Source organism: Methylosinus sp. is20ea (genome assembly GCF_059718135.1).
This window is the reverse complement of sequence record NZ_AP046088.1, coordinates 3,196,423-3,217,891: the sequence shown is the minus strand read 5'-3', so window position 1 is coordinate 3,217,891 and position 21,469 is coordinate 3,196,423. Positions and strand designations below refer to the sequence as shown.

Sequence of the window (21,469 nt, the reverse complement as noted above, 5' to 3'; positions counted from 1 at the left end):
AGAAAAAATCACAAAAGCGTGTCGTTTTTGTAACTGACTCAACCCGTGGAATTATTTGCGCGTTTTCCCCATTGATCGGAGAAGATCAATTCCTCGAGCGGCAGACGTTTCGCCCAATGTCGGACTTCGAGCTCGGGACGCGCATAGGCCTGGGCGACGCGGCCGACGCAAAGATAGGCGACGATGGCGATTTCGGGCGGAATGCCGAAAATCTCGCGCAAATCCTGCTCACGCAATATGCTGACCCAGCCGACGCCGATCCCTTCCGCCCGCGCCGCCAGCCAGAAATTCTGCACCGCGCAGGCGGTGGACAGGAGATCGGCCTCCGGCTGCTGGGTGCGGCCGAGGCCGGTCGGTCCCTGCCGCGAGCGGTCGCAGGTGATGCAGACATTCAGCGGCGCCTTCAGAATTCCTTGCAGCTTCAGGCTTCGATATTGCGAGCGCCGCTCCGGCGGCAGCAGCGCTTCCTCGGCCGCGGCGGCGCGCTCGAAGGCGGCGTGCACCGCCCCGCGCAGCGCGGCGTCGCGGATGAGAAGGAAATTCCAGGGCTGCATGAAGCCGACCGAGGGCGCATGATGCGCCGCGTCGAGCAGCCGCATCACCGCCTCCTCCGACAATTCGTCGGGCAGGAATTCGTCGCGAACGTCGCGGCGGGTATGGATGGCGCGATAGACCGCGGCGCGCTCCTCCGCGGAGAAGGGCGCGCTGGCGACGAGCGCCGCCTCGGGATCATTCGCCGGCTGTGAGGCCATCTCGTCCGCTCTCCAAGGCTCGCTCGAGCCGCTCCCAGGCCGCTCGCGTCGCCGGCAGGCCGAAACGAAGCCAATCCGGCCGCTCGCCGAACATTCGCGTCAATATGCCGCGCCGAGCGAGATGCGCAAACCATCGATCCGCCGCCGTATGCCGCGCGAGGCGAAACAGCGTGACGCCGCCGACGATCTCGAAACCCGCCGCCGTCAGGAGCCCGTCGAGCCGAGCCGCATCCGCCGCGAGCTCGGCGCCGCGGGCCGCGAGCCAGGCCGGATCGGCGAGCGCGGCGGCGCCGATCGCCAACGCCGGACCGGCGACGCCCCAGGGACCGAGCGTCGCCCGCAGCCGCTCCGCCGGCTCCGCTCCGCAAAGAGCGAAGCCGAGCCTGACGCCCGGCAGCCCATAGGCCTTGCCGAAGGAGCGCAACACAATGAGGCCCGGCTCGCCCGCGAGCGGCGCGAGGCTCGCCTCGGGGGGAAGAAAATCGGCGAAGGCCTCGTCGACGATGAGCAAGCCGCCCTTCGCCGCCATGCTCTGCGCAGTCTCGGCGAGGCGCTCGGCCGGCGCGAGGCGGCCATCCGGATTATTGGGATTGACGACGACGCCGATCTCCGCGGCGACGATGTCGTCGAGGCTCTGCGCGCGCACGACGCTCGCGCCGGCGGCGCGCCAGGCGGCGGCGTGCTCCTCATAAGTGAGGCCGAGCACGGCGACCCGGGCCGCCGGCCGGATGCGCGGCAGCCATTGGATGAAGGCCTGCGTCCCCGCCCCCGCGACGATTTGCGCTTTCGGCCCAGCGCGATAGGCGGCGGCGGCGATCCGCTCCAGCGCGGCGAGCGCAGCGACATCCGGCAGGCGGGTGAAGACCTCCGGCGCGAGCGGCGGAAAAGGATAGGGATAGGGGCTGACGCCGGTCGAGAGATCGACCCAAGGCTCCGGCGCTTGCGGAAAGCGCGCCCGCGCGAGATCGAGCCGTCCGCCATGGAGGATCGGCGGCGACCCACTCATCGCGCCAGCTCCAAAAGCGCATCCACGTCCAAATGGCGCTCGAAATGTTCGGCGAGGCCGTCCAGCGTCGCCTCGATCGACTGCTCATAGGCGAGGTCCGAGGCGCCGGCGCCATGGTCGCGCAGAAAGGCGGCGCGCAGGCGATCATCGGCGAAAAACCCGTGCACATAGACGCCGGCGCAGCGCCCGTCCGCGGAGACGGCGCCGTCGAAACGCCCATCCTCGAAACGCAGCAGCGGCCGCGCGCAATCTCGCCCTTCGGTGCGGCCGGCGTGCATCTCATAGCCGTAGAAGGGAATGTCGTCGGCGACGGTCGCGCCACTCACCTGCTTCAGCACTTTCTCGGTCTCGAAGACGGTCTCCATGTCCAGGAGGCCGAGCCCCTCGACGGCGCCGGGCGGACCCTCGAGCCCCTGCGGATCGGCGATGCGCCGGCCCATCATCTGATAGCCGCCGCATATGCCGAAGACGCGCCCGCCGCGGCGGATATGGGCGGCGAGGTCGATATGCCAGCCGGCTTCGCGGAAAGCGGAAAGATCGGCGATCGTCGCCTTGGAGCCGGGCAGAATGACGAGCCGCGCCTCGGCCGGCAGCGGCTCGCCCGGACGAACCAGCGCGAAGCGCACGCCGGGCTCGGCGCGCAAAGGATCGAGATCGTCGAAATTGGCGATATTGGGCAGCAGCGGCGCGGCGATCGTCAATTCTCCGTCGCCGCTCGTCGATGCGCCGGCGCGCAGGCCGAAGGCGTCCTCCGCGGGAAGGCGCGCCGCATCGGGAAAAAAGGGCGCGAGGCCGAGCGGGCGCCAGCCGGTGCGCTCCGCGATGAAACGCATCCCTTCGTCGAAGAGAGAAGGATCGCCGCGGAATTTGTTCACGATGAAGCCGCGGATCAACGCCGCGTCTTGCGGATCGAGCACGACCTTGCAGCCGACGAGCTGGGCGATGACGCCGCCGCGATCTATGTCGCCGACGATGACGACCGGCGCGTCGACAAGGCGCGCAAAGCCCATATTGGCGATGTCATTGGCGCGCAGATTGATCTCGGCCGCGCTGCCCGCGCCTTCGACGAGCACGATATCGACGCCCGCGCGCAGCCGCTCATAGCTCTCCAGCACGGCGGACATCAGCCCCGCCTTCCATTGCTGATATTCGCGCGCGCGCGCCGAGCCGACGATTTTTCCGCGCACCACCACTTGCGCGCCGGCGGCGCCCTGCGGCTTCAGCAGCACGGGATTCATATCGGCGGTCGGCAGGAGACGCGCGGCGCGCGCCTGAAGCGCCTGGGCGCGGCCGATCTCGGCGCCGTCGGCCGTCACCGCGGCGTTGTTGGACATATTCTGCGGCTTGAAGGGTGCGACGCGATAGCCGCGCCGCACCAACGCGCGCGCGAGACCGGCGACGACGAGCGATTTGCCGACATCCGAGCCCGTGCCCTGGAACATCAATGTGACGCTCATCTATGGCGCCTCGCTAAAGAGAAAGGCCGCGGCCGCCTCGACGTCATGGACCACGCGCGCATCGCCGCCGCCGGGCGGCGTGACCATCGCCACCTCGAGACCGAGCGCGCGCGCCGCCTCGATCTTGGCGTAGGTCTCGCGGCCGCCGCTGTTCTTCGAGACGATGATATCGATCTTCGCCGCGCGCATCAGGGACAATTCGCTCTCGACTGTGAAAGGACCCCGCTCCAGGATCAAATCGTAGCGTGGCGGTAGATCGTTCTCGGACGGCTGATCGATCGTTCGGATCAGATAATAATGCTGCGGCGCACCAAGAAAATCCGCGAGCCCCAGGCGGCCGATGGTGAGAAACACCCGCCGCGGCGCGTCGCCCAGCGCGGCGACCGCGCCGGCGTTGTCCGCGACCTTTATCCAGCGATCGCCATCCACCGGGCTCCAGGGCGCGCGCGTGTAGACGAGCAGCGGCGCGCCGAGCGCGGCGCAGGCCGCCCGCGCATTGGCGGAAATTCGCGCCGCGAAAGGATGGGTGGCGTCGATCACGCGGTTGATGCGCTCCTCCGTGAGATAGCGCTTCAGCCCCTCGACGCCGCCGAAGCCGCCGATCCGCGTCGGCAGCGGCGAGGCGAGCGGCGCGCTGGTGCGGCCCGCCAGCGAGACCACGGCCCGAAGACGCGCATCGCCGGCGACGCGGGCCGCGAGCGCGCGCGCCTCGCTCGTCCCGCCCAGTATGAGCGCCCGGATCGGCTCGGCCTTTCGCCGCGGCGCAGCGAGGGGCCCCGTGGCCGGCGTCTTGGTCTGAGGCATGGCTTAGCCCTATACTCCCGCCCGTGATTATTCAAACGGAGGCTCGAAATGAAGCGGTCCTGGATTTGCGCGTCGATTTTTACCGTCGCCGCCACCGCGGCGCTCGCCGATCCGATCGGCGAGTGGCGGGTCGCCGACGGCACCGCGCATATTCAGATCACCCGCTGCGGCCCCGCGATCTGCGGCAAGATCGCCTGGACCTCCGACCCCGGCGTGGACGAGAACAATCCCGATCCGCGCCAACGCGGCCGCAAGCTGCTCGGCCTGCCCATCCTCACCGTGAAGCCCAATGGGGCCAATAGCTGGGCCGGCACGATCTACAATGCGCGAGACGGCCAGAATTACGCCGCGAGCCTCGCCATGCGCAGCGAGAAGGTGATGCGCCTGGAAGGCTGCGTGAATGGCACGAATATCTGCGGCGGCGAGGATTGGACGCGGGTGCGGTGAGTGAGCGAATAGCGAAATAGCGAGTAGCGAATAGTTTCTACTCAAGACTGCGCGCCGTCACTCCGGGCAAACGCGGCCGGAAGCCGAAGGGAGCGAGGGGCAAGAATTTGGGAATTCGTATCATGTCACCGTAATCCCTTCGCAGATTGCGAACGAGCAATTCGCGAAGCGACACGATCTTTGCCGGTTCATCCCCAGCGGAATTTCCGCCGAAGCGCGAAATCCGCCGGCAGTCCGGCGACGCCCAATAGCCGCCGACCTCGACGCGCGTCTCCTTCTCCCACAAGTGGAAGAAGGACTCACAAAGACGCCGCGAACAAGGTGGGGATCACAAAGCGAAACGCCGCGCCGTCGCCCGGCCGCGACTCCACCGAAATCTCCCAGCCGTGGCGATCCGCGATCGATTTGCAGATCGCCAGCTCTATGCCCGTGCCGGCATATTCCACATCGCTCTCCGGCCGGCTGAAGGGCTCGAATATCCGCTGCGCGAACTCCTGCGCGAAGCCGACGCCCTTGTCGACGATCGACAGATGAATCGCGCCCTCCTCCAGCGTCGCGGCGATCGTCACCTCCGCCGGCCGGCCGGGCTTGCGATATTTGATCGCATTGGCGACGATGTTCTGCATCAGGCAGGCGAATTGCGCGCGATCGCCGACGAAGGCCGCGGCGGGAATATCGACCTCGAGCCGCGTCTGGCCGGCGGCGATCGATTGCGCGAGCTCGGCGAGCGAGAACTGCACCTCCTCGCGCAGCTCCAGCACCTCCAATTGCTGATCGCCATAGATGGTTCGCGCATAAATGAGCAGATCCTCGACGAGCTTGCGCCCGCGCACCGCGGCGCCGCGCATTTGCGCGCTCGCCTGCATGATCTCCGCGCAGGCGCCTGCGGCCATCGCCGCCTCGAGCCGCGCCGATTGCTCGGCGATCTCGGCCAGCGGCTGCTGCAGATCGAGCGAGGCCACATAGGCGAATTGCACGAGCCGCTCATTGGCGCGCTCCAATTCGGCGACGCTCGCGGCGAAGGCGCGCTCCGCCCGGCGCCGCTCGCTCATGTCGAGCACGGTCGCGGTGACGAGCAGGCCGCGCTCCGTCTCGACCGGCGCGAGCCCGATCTCGACCGGAAACTCGCCGCCGTCGCGGCGTCGCGCCCGAATCTCCTGGCCGACGCCCATCATGCGACGGCACGGCTCGGCGGAATACATCCTGCGGAAGGCGGCGTGGCGGCGCCGGATCACCGCCGGCGTGAGCAGATCGACCGAGCGGCCGACCAATTCCTCGCGCGCATAACCGAACAGAAGCTCCGTCTCACGATTGGCGTAGAGCACGAGCCCGTCGGCGCCCACGATGAGGATCGCCGCCGGAGAAGCTTCGACCATCACGCGATAGCGATCATATCCGATCGTCTCGGAGCTCATCGCCCTCCCCTCTCGCCGTCGCGCCTGCCGAAGACGGCGATTGATGATATGTGAGCTGCGGGGGCCGATGAAAAGAGCCGGAGCGGCGATGGTGGGCGAAGCGACGGACAAGCCGAAGACAGAGAAGACAGACAAGCCGAAGACGGACGAGCATCCGCTCGGCAGACGCAAGATCGGATTGGCGCTCAGCTCCGGCATGGCGCGCGGCTGGGCGCATATCGGCGCATTGCGCGCGCTCGCGCGCATGGGCGTCACATTCGACGTCGTCGCCGGAACCTCGGCCGGCGCGCTCGTCGGCGGCTGCTTCCTCGCCGGCAAGCTCGACGAGCTGGAAATCTGGGCGAATTCGCTCAACAAGCGCAAGATCGTCTCCTATCTCGATCTGCAGATCGGCTATGGCGGGCTCATCAAGGGCGACCGCCTGCTGATGGAGCTGCGCAACGCGCTCGGGCCGCTGCGCGTCGAGACGCTGCCGAAGCCTTTCGTGGCGGTCGCCACCGATCTCGTCACCGGCCATGAGATTTGGCTGCAGAAGGGCGATCTCGCCGAAGCGCTGCGCGCCTCATTCTCTCTGCCGGGCCTGTTCCCGCCGATGGAGGTCGAAGGACGCTGGCTCGCGGACGGCGCGCTCGTCGATCCGCTTCCTGTCGCCGCCTGCCGCGCGCTGGGCGCCGAGCTGGTCATCGCCATCAATCTCAACACCGACATCATCGGCAAATCGCGCGACGCCGCGCGCATTCCTTCGACCATGGGCTTCGATCCGGTCACTCTGCTGCAGGAGCGGCAGAAGCCCTTCGCCTTCTCGCTCACCGAGAGCCTGACGCGCGGCGTCTTCCGCCGCGATCCGGATCGGCCGAGCATTTTCGGCGTGATGACGACCTCGCTCAGCATCATGCAGGATCGCCTGACGCGCTCGCGCCTCGCCGGCGATCCGCCGGACGTTCACATCACGCCGCGCGTCGGCCATATCGGACTCTTGGAGTTCGACCGCACCGAAGAAGCCGTGCGCGAAGGCGAGGCGGCGGTCGAGAGGCGGCGCGAGGAGATAGCGGACGCGTTGCAGGTGATGGGGCTGATCTGACAGAGAAACCCCCTCCCCGGCCCTTTCCCGCAGAGCGGGGGAGGGTGCGGGAGGGGGCCGCCGCGTCAATCCTCGCGCGGCGCCGAGCGTCCGAAATCCGGCGCCGCCGTATCCTGGCCCTGCTCGATGATGCTGCGGCGGATGGCGCGCGTGCGCGTGAACAGAGCGAACAGCCCGTCGCCGTCGCCCGTGCGGATCAGGCGGCGCAGCGCCGTCAAATCCTCGTCGAAACGGCCGAGCATCTCCAGCACGGCGTCTTTATTGTTGAGGAAAATGTCGCGCCACATGGTCGGATCGGAGGCGGCGATGCGCGTGAAATCGCGAAAGCCCGACGCCGAGAATTTGATCACCTCCGACTGCGTGACCTCCTCGAGATCGGCGGCCGTGCCGACGATATTGTAAGCGATGAGATGCGGCAGATGGCTCGTCACGGCGAGCACGAGATCGTGATGCGTCGCGCTCATCGTCTCGACATTGGCGCCGAGCCGCGTCCAAAAAGCCGAGAGCTTTCCGACCGCCTCGCCGTCGAAACCTTCCTGCGGCGTCAGAATGCACCAGCGATTCTGAAACAGCGTCGCAAAGCCGGCGTCCGGCCCGGAATATTCCGTGCCGGCGATCGGATGCGCGGGAATGAAATGCGCGCTCGCGGGAACATGCGGCGCGACCTGCGCGACAATGGCGCCCTTCACCGAGCCGACGTCGGACAGAATGGCGCCCGGCGCGAGATGCGGCGCGATCGCGCGCGCGACCTCGCCGCAAACCCCCACCGGCACGCAGAGAATGACGAGATCGGCGCCCGTCACCGCCTGCGCCAGATCGGCGGTCGTTTCATCGGCTATGCCGAGCTCGCTCACGCGCGCGCGCACTTGTTCCGAGGCGTCGCTCGCGACGATGCGTTTCGCCGCGCCATAGGCGCGAGCGCCGCGCGCGATCGACGAGCCGATGAGGCCGAGGCCGATCAGCGCGACCTTGTCGAAGATCGGCGCGCGTGCGTCAGCCATGCGCGGCCCGCGGCGCCGCGCGCCATGACGCGGAGAATTCGCCGAGCGCCGCGACGACGAGGCGATTGGCCTCCTCCGAGCCGATGGTCAGCCGCAGAAATTGCGGCATTCCATAAGCGCCGATCGCGCGCAGCACCAGCCCGCGCGAAGTGAGGAAACGATCGGCGTCCGCCGAGGTGCGTCCCGCCTCATCGGGAAAGCGAATGGCGATAAAATTGGCGACGCTCGGCAGAACCTCGAGCCCCAGCGCCTCGATCTCGCGCGTCAGAAACGGCAGCCAGCGCGCATTATGGGCGATCGCCGCCTCGAGATGCGCTCTGTCCTGCACGGCCTCTATGCCCGCCTCGATCGCCGCGGCGCTGACATTGAAAGGGCCGCGCAGCCGGTTCAGCGCATCCATGATCGGCGCCGCGCCATAGCCCCAGCCGAGCCGCAGCCCGGCGAGGCCGTAGATTTTCGAGAAGGTGCGCGTCGTCACCACATTGTCGCGCGTCGAAGCGAGCTCCAGCGCCGTCGAATAATCTTCGGCGCGCACATATTCCGCATAGGCGGCGTCGATGACGAGCACGACATGCGGCGGCAGCGCGTCGGCGAGCCGCAGAATCTCGGATTTTTGCAGATAGGTTCCGGTCGGATTATTGGGATTGGCGACGAAGACGATTTTCGTGCGCTCCGTCACTCGCTCCAAAATCGCGTCGACGCTGGCTTGGTAATCCGTCTCCGGCGCGATGACCGGAACGCCGCCGGCCGCCAGAATGACGATGCGATACTCCAAGAATCCATATTGCGTGTAGATTCCCTCGTCGCCTTCGCCGACGAAGGCGTGGGCGAGCAGAGCGAGAATATCGTCCGAGCCTGCGCCGCAGACGATGCGCTCGGGATCGAGCCCGTGGGCGGCGCCGATCGCCTGCCGCAGCCGCGTCGCCGAGCCATCGGGATAGGCGGCGATCTTGGGCGCCAGCGCGCGCAGCGCTTCCACGGCCTTCGGAGAGGGCCCGAGCGGCGTCTCATTGGCCGACAGCTTGAAGACGCGCGCGGCGCCGGGGGCGGCGCTCTTGCCGGGCACATAAGCGTCGATCGCCAGCACGTTCCGACGCACGACAGGTTTCGTCATCTCGTCAACTCCTCGGAGCAAAAACGCCGCTGCGGGCCGTGTCCAATTCGAAACGCGCCGCATGGCTGCCGACGGGCTCCACGCTGGCGCGGCCGACGCCGGCGCGCGCCAGCTCTTCCGTAAATTGCGCGGCTTTCACATGGCCGGGCGCGGCGACGAGCAGCGACAGCTCCCCGCCATGCGGCGCGGTGGCGAGAATCTCGCCGGCGAGCGCGTCTATGGCCGCCGGCGCGGCATGGCTCCATTTCGGCAGCGACAGCGCGTAGAGGGCGATATCCTGCGAGGCCGCCTCGGCCAGCGGCTTGGCGACGATCAGCACCGGCAGGCCTGCCGGATGATTGGGCCGCTCGACGAAGGGCAGGCGCGCGATGATCTTGGGCGCGTTTGCGCCGATGAGCCGCGCCCACCAGGCGCCCTCCTCCTGCGCGCCGGCGGAGCGCAGCATGCCGAGATCGCCCTTGGAGCCCGCCACCGCCGCGACCACGGCGCCCGCGCCATGATGGGTGACATAAGGCACGGTGAAGCCGAAGTGAAAGCGCGCGCTGTCGCGCATGGCGGCGTCGCCGCCGGAATCATCGGCGTGGAGAGAATATTCCGCCTGCATATAGGTGAAGGTGGAGACGATGATGCGCCAAATGCCCTCGACCGTATCGACCGGCAGCAGGCCCGTATGCCGCGAGACCAGCGCGCGCATCATCCGCGCCTCGCGATCGGGCCGAAAGGCGGAGGCGCCGTTCTGGCCCTTTACGGCGATCAGCCGATCGATGATCTCGCCGCGCTGCATGAGCAGGCCATGCATCTCGCGATCGATGCGGTCGATCTCGTCGCGCAGATCCGCGAGCGTTTCGGTCTCGATCTTGGGCAAAGAATCGTCTCGCATCGGCGCGTGCTGGTGGCGAAAAGGGCGGAGGGCTGTCTTAGGCCAGCGCGGCGCGGGAGGCAATGCGAGGGGGCGGGCTCGAGGGCTCCGGATCGAGGTCAATTCCTTATACAGCCGCGTCACGCCCGCGCTTGTCGCGGCAATGACGCCGGAAGCACGTCTGCGCCCGGATGGACCGAACGAAATCCCTCCCATCGGACGAATGAGAGCCAGCGGCTTCGCGGCTCTACTGCTGCGCCGTCTGCTCCTCCGGCGCGATCGGGACCTGCGCTTCCGCCGAGGTCATGATCGGCGCCGGCGGGGCTTCCGGCTCCGCCGTTCTGAGATGCTTGCCGGCGGGAATGTCGATCGCGGCCAGCACGGTGACCGGCGGCTCCGCCTCGGCCACAGCCAGCGTCGGCTCGCTCTTCTCCTCCGTGGCGGAGCGCCCGCTGGCCATCTGGCCGAGCAACCCCTTGCGCTTGGCCTCGTAATAAAAGCCCTTGGCATAGAGCTGGATCGCCCGCTGCGCATCGCCGCCAGCGACGCGAAAAGCATTGGCGAGATAGGCGCCGGCGTAGGCGAGATTGGTTTCGGCGTCGAGCAGGCCCTTGGCGGGGCCGTTGTAGCCGACGCTGCGCGCCGTGTCGTAGCGAATCTGCATCAGGCCCCAATAAGGCCCATGCTTGGCGCCGGGATTATAGTTGCTCTCGCGGCGGACGGCGGCGTGGATCAGCGATTCGGGAATGTCATAGGCGAGCGCGTAGCGGGAAATGCTCTCTTCCAGCTTCTCGCGTTGCGAGAGCTTCGCCTTCGGCGGCGGCGGCTCGTCCACCGCTTTGGCGACGAATTGGCGCTCGGGGGAAGGAGAATTGCAGCCCGAGAGCGCAAAGCCCAAGGCGGCGGCCGCCGCGCAAATCGCCAGTCTCATTCGTCCTCCCGAGCCCGTTTGGTTAGCGCTTCTTAACCCGAGATCGAGCTTTCGCCAAATCGGCGCGAATCCGTACGGGCGTCATCCCGCCCCCTCGAGCAGCCGACGAGCGGCGGCGCGGGCCTCGTCGGTGATGGCGGCGCCCGAGAGCATGCGGGCGATCTCCTCGCGCCGCTCCCCCTCTTCGAGCTGGGCGACGCGCGTCGCCACCCTGTCCTTCGCCTTGCCGACGGCGCCCTTCACGGCGCTCTTGGCGATGCGCAAATGCCGGCTCGCGCGCGCCGCCACTTGCGGCGCATGGGTGACGGTGAGCACTTGCGCCCGCTCGGCGAGCCGCGCCAGACGTTGCCCGATGGCGTCGGCCACCGCGCCGCCGACGCCGGTGTCGATCTCGTCGAAAACGAGCGTCGGCGCCGAGCCGCGATCGGCGAGCACGACTTTCAGCGCCAGCATGAAGCGCGCGAGCTCACCGCCGGAGGCGACCTTCACCAGAGGCCCCGGCCGCGAGCCCGGATTGGTCTGCACCCAGAATTCGACGCGGTCATAGCCCTCCGGCCCGCCGGCCTCGGGATCGCTGACGATCTCGGTGCGAAAGCGCGCGCCTTCCAGCTTCAAGGGCTTCAACTCGCCCTCGACCAGCGCGTCCAGCTTCTTGGCGGCTGCGCGGCGCGCCGCGGAAAGGCTCGCGGCGGCCTTCGCATAGGCGGCCTGCGCTTTGGCGACCGCCTCGCTCAGCGCGACGATGCGCGCCTCGCCGGCGTCCAGCGCGGCGAGATCGGCGGCGAAACGCTCGGCCAGCGCGGGCAGCGCGTCGACGCTGGTCTGATGCTTGCGCGCGGCGCCGCGCAGAGCGAACAGCCGTTCCTCTACGCGCTCCAATTCGCGCGGGTCGAAATCGGCGTCGCGGAGCGCCTGCTCCAGCGCCTGCTCGGCGAGGGAGAGCGCGTCCAGCGCCTGGGCGAGCGCCTTGGCTGGCGGCTCGATCAGCTGCGGCGCCTGGGTCGCGCGCCGCTCCAGACGACGGGCCGCGGAGGCGATCTCGCCGGCCGGCGAATGATCGCCGGAAAAAGCCTCGAGCGCGTCGCGCAGATCGCCGGCGACCTTCTCGGAGCGCTGCATGGTCTGGCGCCGCTCGGCGAGCGCGGCCTCCTCGCCCGGCTGCGGCGCCAGCGCCTCCAGCTCCTCATTGGCGTGGCGCAGATAATCGGCCTCGGCGCGCGCCTTGGCGACGCGGGCCTCCTCCTCCACGAGCTCGCGGCGGGCGCGCTGCAGGGCGCCATGCAGCTCACGCACCTGCGCCGCCGTCTCGCCGAGCCCGCCATGGGCGTCGACGAGGGCGCGATGGGCGCTCGGGTCCACCAATGCGCGATCATCGTGCTGGCAATGAATCTCGACCAGCGAAGCGCCGATCACGCGCAGCGCCTGGGCGCTCGCCGGCTGGTCATTCACGAAGGCGCGCGTGCGGCCGTCGCTCGTCTGCACGCGGCGCAAGACCAGCTCGTCCTCGGCGTCGAGGCCGAACTCGCGCGCCGTGACGAGCGCCGGATGCCCGCGCGGCAGATCGAAGGCCGCCGTCACCTGCCCCTGCTCCTCGCCGGCGCGCACCAGCGAGGCGTCGCCGCGCGCGCCCAGCGCCAGCAGGAAAGCGTCGAGAAGGATGGATTTGCCCGCGCCGGTCTCGCCGGTGAGCGTCGTCAGGCCGGACGAGAATTCGAGATCGAGCCTGTCGATGAGGACGATGTCGCGAATAGACAAACGGACGAGCATGCGCGCGCTCTACTCTTCCGGCCCCTCGGCTCGCCCCTGCGGACGCTCAGCTGGCGCCGAGCGTCTTGCCGATCTTGGAAAGCCAGGAGCCCTGATGCTCCTCGGGCGCGACGCCGCCCGTCGCGAGCAGCGAATGCGCGTCCTTGTACCAGGACGAATCGGGGAAATTATGCCCCAGAATGGCCGCCGCCGTCTGCGCCTCATTGACGACGCCCATGGCGAAATAGGCCTCCGTCAACCGATACAGCGCCTCCTCGGCGTGGCGGGTCGTCTGATATTTGGCGAGCACGTCGTGGAAGCGATTGACCGCGGCCGCGTAATTCTTGCGCGTCAGATAGAAGCGGCCGACCGTCATGTCCTTGGCGGCGAGCTGGTCGCGCGCCACCTGGATCTTGTATTTGACGTCGGTCACATATTCCGATTTCGGGAATTTCTCGACGAGCTGGGTGAAGATGGCCAGCGCCTTCTCCGCGCTCTCCTGGTCCTGCATCACCGCAGGCACCTGATTATAGTAAGACATTCCCGCGAGATAATACATGTAGGGCGTATCCGGCGAGGTCGGATAGAGGCCGATATAGCGCTGCGCCGAGGCGACGGCGTCGTCATAGGCGGGCTTTTGATATTGCGCGAAGGTCTGCATCAGCAGGCCTTTGCGGGCCCATTGCGAGAAGGGATATTGCTTCTCGAGCTCGCCGAACTTCTTGGCGGCGTTCTCGTAATCATGCGCCTCCATGCGGGCGAGGCCCTGATTATAGATATCCTCGGCCGGAATATCGGGCAGAATCTCGGTCTTGTATTTCTCGCCGGAGAAAAGTCCGAAGCCGCTGGTGATGCTGTCCAGAATATCGGCGCGTCCCGGCGCCGCGGGCAGCGCCGCGACAAAAGCCGCCGCCAGGGCCGCGCGCGCGGCGGAAAGTCGGAACGATCTGGCAATCGACATGGATTCGGCCTCGCGGGACGTTCGCATTCGCGTTCTCTAGACCAATTCGCCCAAGGGCGCTACTCGGGAACATGCGACGCGCGCGCCGTCCCCCACTTCCGAAAGAGACGTTCCGGATCGGGCGAGATTATGGCGTCGAGGCGGCCGCCGAGACTGTCAGCCCGCCGAGGCCGCCTCCACCCGCTCCCTACGCCGCACGCGCTCGGGCACGAGATCCCAGCGCGTCCTGTAGATCGTGTCGCAAATGCCCGGGCTGCCGAATCCGTCGGAAAAGCTCACATTGCCGCGCGTATGGTGATAGCCGTGCGCGATGCTCGTGGTCATATGGTCGAGCACGGCGTCGAGCCGTCCGCGCCAGCCTGTCGCTCGGCGATTGCGGAAGGCGAGGCCGAAATCATAGCCCGAATGCTCATAGAGCCCGCCGAGCGCGCCGAGCGCCGGAATCACCGTGTGGAAGGCGACATCCGCCCCGCCGCCGCCGACGAGCGCCAGCGGCAGCAGATAGGGCAGCACGATCTCGAAGAAGAAATCCGCGCCCGACTGATAGCAGGCGCTGATCGCCTTGCTGGCGCCCGTCGTGTGATGCAGCGCATGGCCGAGCGGGCTCATCAGCTTGGGATGATGCAGAAGATGGCGATGCGCGACATATTGCACGACGTCGTGGCCGACGGTCATGGCCGCCAGCGATAGGATCGCCGCGGTCCAGGAGATCTGCGGCGCGCCGACGAAGGCGAGGCCGAAATATTCCGTCGCCAACATGCAGGGCAGGAAGATAACCGTCTGATTGAACAGCACGCGCGGCAGCAGCTCGCGATAGCTCATGCGATCGAGCGAGCGCACCTTGAAGCGCTTCAGCCGGCCGGTCGAATCGCACCATTCGAATGCATATCCGACCCCGTGAAACGCGACCATTTGCGCGGCCCAGGCGAGAAACGACAAAGGAATATGGCTGAACGGGTCGAAAGACATAGAAAGGCGGGCTCCGGCGGAAGATCCGTTCGCCAAGCGGGCCGCTTTCTGCAGGTCGAACGGAGGAGTTTTTTCATCATATAGCCGAGTTCATGGCTGATTTCCAGTGAGACGGGGCGCCGCATCAGGGCGATCGGGTGAAGGTTTCCTCATCCTGAGGAGCCGCGAAGCGGCGTCTCGAAGGACGAGGAAACCTTCATGCGCGGCCATCTGGAACTCCCCCTCGTGCTTCGAGACGGCTCCTGCGGAGCCTCCTCAGCATGAGGGGGAGGATTGTTGGCCTTCACCCGATCGCCCTGGGCGCCGCATCTCCTTCATGTCGGGAGAGTTCGCACATCGGCGCGAATTCCGGCCCCGGCGAAGCGGCCTCAGCGAGCCGCGCCCGTGCGCGCGGGACGACGCGCCGCCTGCCGTCCCTCGCCGCCGACGATGGCGAAAGCGAAGGGCGTCGCGAGCAATGTTTCAACCAGAGCGTGATTGAGCCCGTGGCCGCCGCGATAGGAGCGGAAGGCGCCGATGATCGGCGCGCCGGCGAGCGCGAGATCGCCGAGCACGTCGAGCATTTTGTGGCGGACGAATTCGTCGGAAAAGCGAAGCCCCTGCGGATTGAGCGCGCGCCCGTCCGCGATCACGATCGTATTGTCCAGCGAGGCGCCGAGCGCCCTGCCCTCGCGCCACAAACGCTCGGCGTCGGAGAGAAAGCCGAAGGTGCGGGCGCGCGCGATCTCGGCGCGAAAGCTCGCTCTGGTCAGCCGCATCCGCCGGCGCTGACGACCGATGGGCGCCGCGGCGTAGGAAATCTCGACATCCATGGAAAAGCCGCCCGTCGCCGCGGGCGAAAGCTCCGCCCAGGCGGCGCCGTCGGCGACGCGAACGGGCGCGCGAATCTCGATCGAGCGGCGCGGCGCGCGCAGCGCGACGATTCCCGCCTCGTCGATCGCCTCGACGAAACCCGCCGCCGAGCCGTCCATGGCCGGAATCTCGGGCCCGTCGACATCGATCGCGACATTGTCGACGCCGAGGCCGCGCAGCGCCGCCATCAAATGCTCGATCGTCGAGATCGAGGCCTCGCCGGAGCCGAGGCGCATGCAGAGATCGGTGGATGTGACATTGCCCGCCACGGCGCGCAGCGGCGCCTCCTCGCCATTGGCGCGCCCGAGCCGCGTGAAGACGATTCCCGACCCCGCCTCGGCGGGCGATAGCACGAGCCGCGACGCGAGGCCGCTATGCGCGCCGACGCCGGTGAGCGCCGCTGCGGCGCCGAGCGTGGTCTGCATGCTCGTCGGTCGACGCGATGTCATGAAGTCCGTTTCACTCCCGGGGAAGACGGGCGGCGCGCCGCGGCGCGCGAAATTGTGGCCGATCGGCGCCGGCGCAGGATAGTCCGTGGCGCGGCGGGGCTCCAGTCACGGTTTTTTACAGAATGTTACAGCCGCCCCGGACGAAAAAAGGCCCGCCGAAGCGGGCCTTTTCGAGAATTTCGCGGCCGGGCGGCGGCGCGTCAGCTGTTGATCTGACGGCGCAGGAAGGCCGGGATCTCGAGCTGCTCGTCCTCGATCGAGCGGGCCGGCGCGACGCGGCGGCCGTGCGGATCGAGCCCGGCGTGGCCCGGCGCCTGCTGCGGCGCGGGCGCCACCGGACGCTTGGCGTATTCCGCATGGCTCTGCGACGGCGGCGGAGCCTGCGGGCGCTGCGGCGGACGCGGCGCGGCCGGAGCCGGGCCCTGCAGCGCGTCTTCCTGACGGCTCGCGCCGAAGGAGGCGAGGCGCTCCAGCAGCGTCCGGCGGCGGGCGGCTTCCGGCGCCTGGCTGGCGGGCTCGCCGCGCGCCTGGCGATACTGATCCTGCACGGGCCGCGGGAAGTCCTCGATCTGCGGCATGCGCATGCGCGGCAGCTCGGCGGCCGGCGGGATATAGGGCTCGTGCGCCTCCATCGTCGGGGCCGGCGTGGGAGCGAGCTCCGGCGCATAAGTCGGACGCGTCGCGGCGACCTGCTCGAGATAGACGCCGTGCTGAGACGCCGGGGCCGGCTGCTCGGCGTAATAGGACTGGACCGGACGCTCGATCGGGGCCGGCTGCGGCTCCGGCGCATAGGCCTGAGGCGTATAGGTCTGGGGCTGCGGAGCCGGCTCGGCGATCGTGTGGATGATCGAGGGGCGGCTCTGCGCCGCCACCTGGGCGCGCAGACGCTCGGCGGCCTCCAGCACGCGGGCTTCGGCCGCGGCGGCGTCCTCGGCGGCGGTGCTGGGCAGATCGATGCCGGTCGCCACCACCGACACGCGCACCACGCCCTCGAGCGAGGAGTCGAAGGTCGCGCCGAGGATGATGTTGGCGTCCTCGTCCACCTCCTGGCGGATGCGGCTCGCCGCCTCGTCCACCTCATAGAGGGTGAGGTCATTGCCGCCGGTGATCGAGATCAAGAGGCCGCGGGCGCCCTTCATCGACACTTCGTCGAGCAGCGGATTGGCGATGGCCGCTTCCGCCGCGAGGCTGGCGCGGCGCTCGCCGGTGGCCTCGCCCGTGCCCATCATCGCCTTGCCCATGCCGCGCATGATCGAGCGCACGTCGGCGAAGTCGAGATTGATGAGGCCTTCCTTGACCATGAGGTCGGTGACCGAGGCGACGCCCGAATAGAGCACCTGATCGGCCATGGCGAAAGCGTCGGCGAAGGTCGTCTTCTCCGTGGCGATGCGGAAGAGATTCTGATTCGGGATGATGATCAGAGTGTCGACCGACTTCTGCAATTCGGCGATGCCGCCCTCGGCGATGCGCAGGCGGCGCTGGCCCTCGAAATGGAAGGGCTTGGTGACGACGCCGACGGTCAGAATGCCCATCTCGCGCGCTATCGCCGCGATGACCGGCGCCGCGCCCGTGCCCGTGCCGCCGCCCATTCCGGCGGTGACGAAGACCATATGCGCGCCGGAGAGATGGTCGCGAATCTCGTCCTTGGCCTCTTCCGCGGCGGCGCGGCCGACTTCCGGCTGGGCGCCGGCGCCGAGGCCTTCGGTCACTTGCAGGCCCATCTGGATGATGCGCTCGGCGCGCGAGGAGGCGAGCGCCTGCGCGTCGGTGTTGGCGATCAGAAAGTCCACGCCCGAAAGGCCCGACATGATCATGTTGTTGACGGCGTTGCCCCCGCCGCCGCCGATGCCGCACACCAAAATGCGGGGCTTCAATTCCCGAAGTTCGGGCGCTTTGAGATTGATCGTCATCGTCAGACCTTTCGACTGATTTTCATGCGACTGGGCGTCGGCTGTCGTCCCCGGAGCGCTTCGCCGACGCGCGCCTCGCTCTCGTTCCTCGAAATCCTCAAAAACTGTCTCTCAACCATTGTCCGACCCGAGAGATGTAACCATTGGTCCCGGTCCCGCGCGCCTCCTGATCGCGGCGCGGCTCGAAATATTCGCGCCCCGCGAATTGCGGATAGACGAGCAGGCCCACCGCCGCGGCGAATGCCGGGCTGCGAGCAGATTCGGGCAGTCCGTCTATGCCGGCCGGGCGGCCGACGCGGACCTGCCCGCCGAGTATGCGCCGCGCCGCCTCCGGCAGGCCGGTGAGCAGGCAGGCGCCGCCGGTGAGCACCACGCGGCGGCCGGCATGGGCCGAAAAGCCCGACGCCGCCAGCCGATCGCGCAGGAACTCCAGCGTCTCCTCGACGCGCGGACGAATGATGCGCACGAGATGCGATTTCGGCGCATGGGCCGGATGCTCGCCGCTCTCGCCCACGTGATCGAAAGCGATCGTCTCGCGATCGTCCGACGGCGACGAGATCGCCGCGCCATAGAGCGTCTTCAACCGTTCGGCGTCGCTCAGCCGGCAGTCGAGACCGCGGGCGATGTCCATGGTGATGTGATTGCCGCCGAGCGTCACCGCATCGACATGAGCGAGCGCGCCGCCGGCGAAGACGGCGAGCGAGGTGACGCCCGCCCCCATGTCGATGACGATGGCGCCGAGCTCCGCCTCATCGGCCTCGAGCACGGAGAGGCCGGCGACATAAGGCGCGGCGGCGGCGGCTTCTATGCCGAGATGGCAGCGCTCCACCGCGACGAGCAGATTGCGCATCGCCGCCTGATCGCAGCTGGCGACATGGAGATCGACGCCGAGCTCGCCGCCGACCATGCCGGCGGGCTCGCGAATGCCGGCGGTGCCGTCCAGCGAGAAGCCCGTGGGCAGCGAATGGATGACGACGCGGCCGCGCTCCGTCCCATGAGCGGCGGAGGCCTCGAGCACGCGATGCACATCGGCCGGCGCAACGGCGCCGGAGTGGACGCGCGTCTTGGCGGCGAAATGCTGCGAGGCGAGCCGCCCGCCCGAGGCGGTGACGATGATCGCGTCGATCTGCGATTTGGCCATGCGCTCGGCGGCGTCCACCGTGCGGCGCAGCGCGCTCTCGACCTCCTCCATATCGACGATCTGCCCGGCCTTCACGCCGCGCGAGCGCTGGTGCCCGATGCCGAGGACGCGCGCGCGATGCGTGCGCCCGCGCGGAGAGCCGTCGCCGACCGGGCTCAGCCGGGCGATGATGCAGGCGATCTTCGACGTGCCGACGTCGAGCACGGCCATGGTCGCGCTGCGGCGGGCGCCGAGCTGCTTCATTCGCGGCGGGAAGATATGTGACTTCATGTCTGGCCGCCCTTGCGTGAATTGCGCGTCGTCGCGGCCGCGCGCGTCGCGACCGCCTCCTCCGAGAGACGCACCGCGACGCGTCCGGACGCGCGCAAATCGATCGAGATCACATCCTTGTCGAGGATCCTGGCCTCACGCTGGAGCCGCTGGAGCAGCGCCAGCGCCGCCTCCGGCTCGCGCTCGGGCAGCTTCACCTCGACTCCATTCGTCATGTCCAGCGACCAGCGCCGTCCCGAGACGAGCACGCCGGCGCGCACGCGCGATTTGAGATCGCCCGCGGCCTCGAGCAGACGCATATATTCGTCGAGCCGCTTCTCCGCGCCCTCGCCGACGACGAAGGGCAGGCCCAGGAATCGCTCGTCGCGCATCTCGTCGACGACGACGCCATCCGCAGCGACGATCGACAGCTTGCCGTCGCGCTGCCAGAGCGCGAAGGGCCGTCGTCCCTCGAGCGCGATGACCAGCCGGTCGGGATAGAGCTTCAGCACGCGCGCGCTCTCGACCAGGGGCAGCGCGGTCAAGCGCTCGCGAATCGTCTCCGCGTCGAGAAAGAGCAGCGAATGGGTCGGCTTGACGCCGGAGGCGGCGAGCACGTCGCCCTCGGAGAGCTCGCCGAGCCCGCTGATGGTGACGACCTCGATGGAAAAGCCGAGCGCGCGTGCAGCGATATCGCGCGGCGCGCCATTGCGCGCGACGAAATCGGCGTAGCCGCCATTCTGCACGAAACCGGTGAAGCCGACGCCGCCGAAGAGCAGAGCGAGCGCCGCCGCGCCGACGCCCGGCAGAGCGGCGAGCCGCGAGAGCCCGCGCGCCGGGCGCGGAGCGAAATGCGACGCGGAAGCGGCCGACGGGCGGACACGCCGCTCCGCGGGCTGGGAGGAGACAGGGTTTGCGTAAGGGGCGGCGTAGGCGCCGGCCTGGATGGAGCCGATTTGGACGGAATGCGGATGCGCGACATCGAAGAGAGCCTCGACAGGCTCTCTCAACGATCGCAGGACGCGTCTTCCACCATCCATCTTACGAGCTCGCCAAACGAATAGCCGGCATGCGCCGCCATTTCGGGAACCAGCGAGGTCTCGGTCATGCCCGGCTGCGTGTTGACCTCCAGCACGACGAGTTCGCCCGTGCCTCCGGGGCGATCGTCGTATCGAAAGTCCGCGCGGCTGACGCCGCGACAGCCGAGAGCCCGATGAGCCTCGAGCGCCAACTGTTGGACCTCTTGGTAAATATTTTGTTTAAGATTCGCCGGAAGCACGTGTTTCGACCCGCCTTTCGCGTATTTCGCGTCGAAACCGTAGAACTCCTCCGACACCGGGAGTATCTCGATGACGTCGAGCGGGCGGTCGCCCATCACCGCGCAGGTGAGTTCGCGGCCGTCGACGAAATTTTCCGCCAGCATGAAATCGCCGTGCCGCCAATCGGCGCTCGCGAGCTCCTGCGGCGGATGCGAGCGCCCCTCCTTGACGATGAACACGCCGAAGGAGGACCCCTCGCTCACCGGCTTCAGCACGTAGGGAGGCGGCAGCGCATGGGTCTTGGCGGCCTCGAGGCGATGCAGCACCCTGCCCCTGGGCACCGGCACGCCGGCCGCCGCCATGACGCTCTTGGCGACGTCCTTCTTCATCGCCAGCGAGGAGGCGAGCACGCCGGAATGCGTGTAGGGGATGCGGAGAATCTCCAGCACGCCCTGAATGGCGCCATCCTCGCCGAAGCGGCCGTGTAGCGCGTTGAAGGCGACATCCGGCGCGAGCTTGGCCAGAACCTCGGCGACGTCGCGGCCGACATCGACGCGGGAAACGCGAAAGCCGACGCTCTCGAGCGCCTTGGCGCTCGCCTCGCCCGACCGCAGCGAGACCTCGCGCTCGCAGGAGAATCCGCCCATGAGAACGGCGACGTGAACGGCGTGAGCAGTCATGACGCACCCTTGCGTGGTTTATGGACGATTGCGCCCGATGAAGGAACGAACCGCTTCGAACACCGCCTCGGCCTGCTTCGTTCCCAGTCGTCCGGCGCGCCGCACGATCCGAGACGGTTCGACATTGGCGATTTTGATCGGCCGCACGATCGACGGACTCGAAAGCCCGGCGGCCGATAGGTCTTCGATCGGCACGTCATGGTCCATGCCGGAATTCTGCGCGGTCGTGATCATGACGAGCCAGAGAAAGCCGGCGGACGTCACCTCGTCATTCGAGACGACGAGAGCCGGCCGCCGCTTTTCCGCGAAACGATCCGAATAGGGAAAGGGCACGACGACCACGTCGCCCGGCGCATAGCGCGACATGTCACGCGCTTCCGAGGGCG

At 68.1% G+C, this 21,469-nt stretch carries 20 protein-coding genes; 2 read left to right on the top strand and 18 right to left on the bottom strand.

Annotation, left to right across the window (positions count from 1 at the left end):
* Positions 1-38 precede the first annotated feature (38 nt).
* The 4 genes from bluB to AC6IY7_RS15155 are packed head-to-tail and all read right to left on the bottom strand — an operon-like array spanning position 39 to position 4,019.
* Positions 39-752, bottom strand: a complete 714-nt coding sequence (gene bluB, locus AC6IY7_RS15170) for a 5,6-dimethylbenzimidazole synthase (RefSeq protein ID WP_497780246.1) — start codon at positions 750-752, stop codon at positions 39-41.
* Positions 730-1,758: a threonine-phosphate decarboxylase CobD gene (gene cobD, locus AC6IY7_RS15165; protein WP_497780245.1), complete on the bottom strand. Its 1,029-nt coding sequence runs from the start codon at positions 1,756-1,758 to the stop codon at positions 730-732. The genes bluB and cobD overlap by 23 nt, the downstream gene beginning before the upstream one ends.
* On the bottom strand, positions 1,755-3,215 hold the full coding sequence (locus tag AC6IY7_RS15160; protein WP_497780244.1) for a cobyric acid synthase: 1,461 nt from the start codon (positions 3,213-3,215) through the stop codon (positions 1,755-1,757). The genes cobD and AC6IY7_RS15160 overlap by 4 nt, the downstream gene beginning before the upstream one ends.
* A complete protein-coding gene (locus tag AC6IY7_RS15155; protein WP_497780243.1) occupies positions 3,216-4,019 on the bottom strand; it encodes a cobalt-precorrin-6A reductase in 804 nt (267 codons plus the stop codon).
* A 48-nt stretch (positions 4,020-4,067) separates the two neighbouring features.
* On the opposite strand from AC6IY7_RS15155, the gene AC6IY7_RS15150 reads away from it, so the two are divergent.
* On the top strand, positions 4,068-4,466 hold the full coding sequence (locus AC6IY7_RS15150; protein WP_497780242.1) for a DUF2147 domain-containing protein: 399 nt from the start codon (positions 4,068-4,070) through the stop codon (positions 4,464-4,466).
* A gap of 299 nt (positions 4,467-4,765) precedes the next feature.
* Here the strand turns inward: AC6IY7_RS15150 and AC6IY7_RS15145 are convergent, their stop codons facing one another.
* Positions 4,766-5,881, bottom strand: coding sequence for a sensor histidine kinase (locus AC6IY7_RS15145; protein WP_497780241.1), 1,116 nt, complete (start codon positions 5,879-5,881; stop codon positions 4,766-4,768).
* Positions 5,882-5,969: 88 nt separating this feature from the next.
* On the opposite strand from AC6IY7_RS15145, the gene AC6IY7_RS15140 reads away from it, so the two are divergent.
* On the top strand, positions 5,970-6,962 hold the full coding sequence (locus AC6IY7_RS15140) for a patatin-like phospholipase family protein (RefSeq protein ID WP_497780240.1): 993 nt from the start codon (positions 5,970-5,972) through the stop codon (positions 6,960-6,962).
* A gap of 65 nt (positions 6,963-7,027) precedes the next feature.
* Here the strand turns inward: AC6IY7_RS15140 and AC6IY7_RS15135 are convergent, their stop codons facing one another.
* From AC6IY7_RS15135 to AC6IY7_RS15075, 13 genes are all read right to left on the bottom strand, one after another.
* Positions 7,028-7,963: a prephenate/arogenate dehydrogenase family protein gene (locus AC6IY7_RS15135; protein WP_497780239.1), complete on the bottom strand. Its 936-nt coding sequence runs from the start codon at positions 7,961-7,963 to the stop codon at positions 7,028-7,030.
* Positions 7,956-9,077: a histidinol-phosphate transaminase gene (gene hisC / locus AC6IY7_RS15130; RefSeq protein WP_497780238.1), complete on the bottom strand. Its 1,122-nt coding sequence runs from the start codon at positions 9,075-9,077 to the stop codon at positions 7,956-7,958. Before hisC ends, AC6IY7_RS15135 begins: the two co-directional genes overlap by 8 nt.
* A gap of 4 nt (positions 9,078-9,081) precedes the next feature.
* A complete protein-coding gene (locus tag AC6IY7_RS15125; protein ID WP_497780237.1) occupies positions 9,082-9,957 on the bottom strand; it encodes a chorismate mutase in 876 nt (291 codons plus the stop codon).
* 226 nt (positions 9,958-10,183) lie between these two features.
* The gene (locus tag AC6IY7_RS15120) at positions 10,184-10,867 is read right to left on the bottom strand and encodes a transglycosylase SLT domain-containing protein (protein ID WP_497780236.1); all 684 of its coding nucleotides are present in this window, start codon (positions 10,865-10,867) and stop codon (positions 10,184-10,186) included.
* Positions 10,868-10,948: 81 nt separating this feature from the next.
* The gene (gene recN / locus AC6IY7_RS15115) at positions 10,949-12,634 is read right to left on the bottom strand and encodes a DNA repair protein RecN (RefSeq protein ID WP_497780235.1); all 1,686 of its coding nucleotides are present in this window, start codon (positions 12,632-12,634) and stop codon (positions 10,949-10,951) included.
* A 46-nt stretch (positions 12,635-12,680) separates the two neighbouring features.
* Positions 12,681-13,574 carry an outer membrane protein assembly factor BamD gene (locus tag AC6IY7_RS15110; protein WP_497780234.1) on the bottom strand — a complete coding sequence of 298 codons (894 nt, stop codon included), beginning with the start codon at positions 13,572-13,574 and terminating at the stop codon, positions 12,681-12,683.
* A 156-nt stretch (positions 13,575-13,730) separates the two neighbouring features.
* The gene (locus AC6IY7_RS15105) at positions 13,731-14,543 is read right to left on the bottom strand and encodes a sterol desaturase family protein (protein WP_497780233.1); all 813 of its coding nucleotides are present in this window, start codon (positions 14,541-14,543) and stop codon (positions 13,731-13,733) included.
* Positions 14,544-14,911: 368 nt separating this feature from the next.
* A complete protein-coding gene (lpxC, locus tag AC6IY7_RS15100; RefSeq protein WP_497780232.1) occupies positions 14,912-15,844 on the bottom strand; it encodes a UDP-3-O-acyl-N-acetylglucosamine deacetylase in 933 nt (310 codons plus the stop codon).
* Positions 15,845-16,044: 200 nt separating this feature from the next.
* On the bottom strand, positions 16,045-17,754 hold the full coding sequence (gene ftsZ, locus AC6IY7_RS15095) for a cell division protein FtsZ (RefSeq protein WP_497780231.1): 1,710 nt from the start codon (positions 17,752-17,754) through the stop codon (positions 16,045-16,047).
* A 97-nt stretch (positions 17,755-17,851) separates the two neighbouring features.
* Entirely contained in the window at positions 17,852-19,165 is a 1,314-nt protein-coding gene (gene ftsA / locus AC6IY7_RS15090) for a cell division protein FtsA (RefSeq protein WP_497780230.1), read from the bottom strand.
* Positions 19,162-20,154 carry a cell division protein FtsQ/DivIB gene (locus tag AC6IY7_RS15085; protein ID WP_497780229.1) on the bottom strand — a complete coding sequence of 331 codons (993 nt, stop codon included), beginning with the start codon at positions 20,152-20,154 and terminating at the stop codon, positions 19,162-19,164. The genes ftsA and AC6IY7_RS15085 overlap by 4 nt, the downstream gene beginning before the upstream one ends.
* Entirely contained in the window at positions 20,151-21,083 is a 933-nt protein-coding gene (locus AC6IY7_RS15080) for a D-alanine--D-alanine ligase (RefSeq protein ID WP_497780228.1), read from the bottom strand. The genes AC6IY7_RS15085 and AC6IY7_RS15080 overlap by 4 nt, the downstream gene beginning before the upstream one ends.
* 18 nt (positions 21,084-21,101) lie before the next feature.
* Complete coding sequence (locus tag AC6IY7_RS15075; RefSeq protein ID WP_497780227.1) at positions 21,102-21,449, bottom strand: type II toxin-antitoxin system PemK/MazF family toxin; 348 nt, start codon at positions 21,447-21,449, stop codon at positions 21,102-21,104.
* Positions 21,450-21,469: the final 20 nt, after the last annotated feature.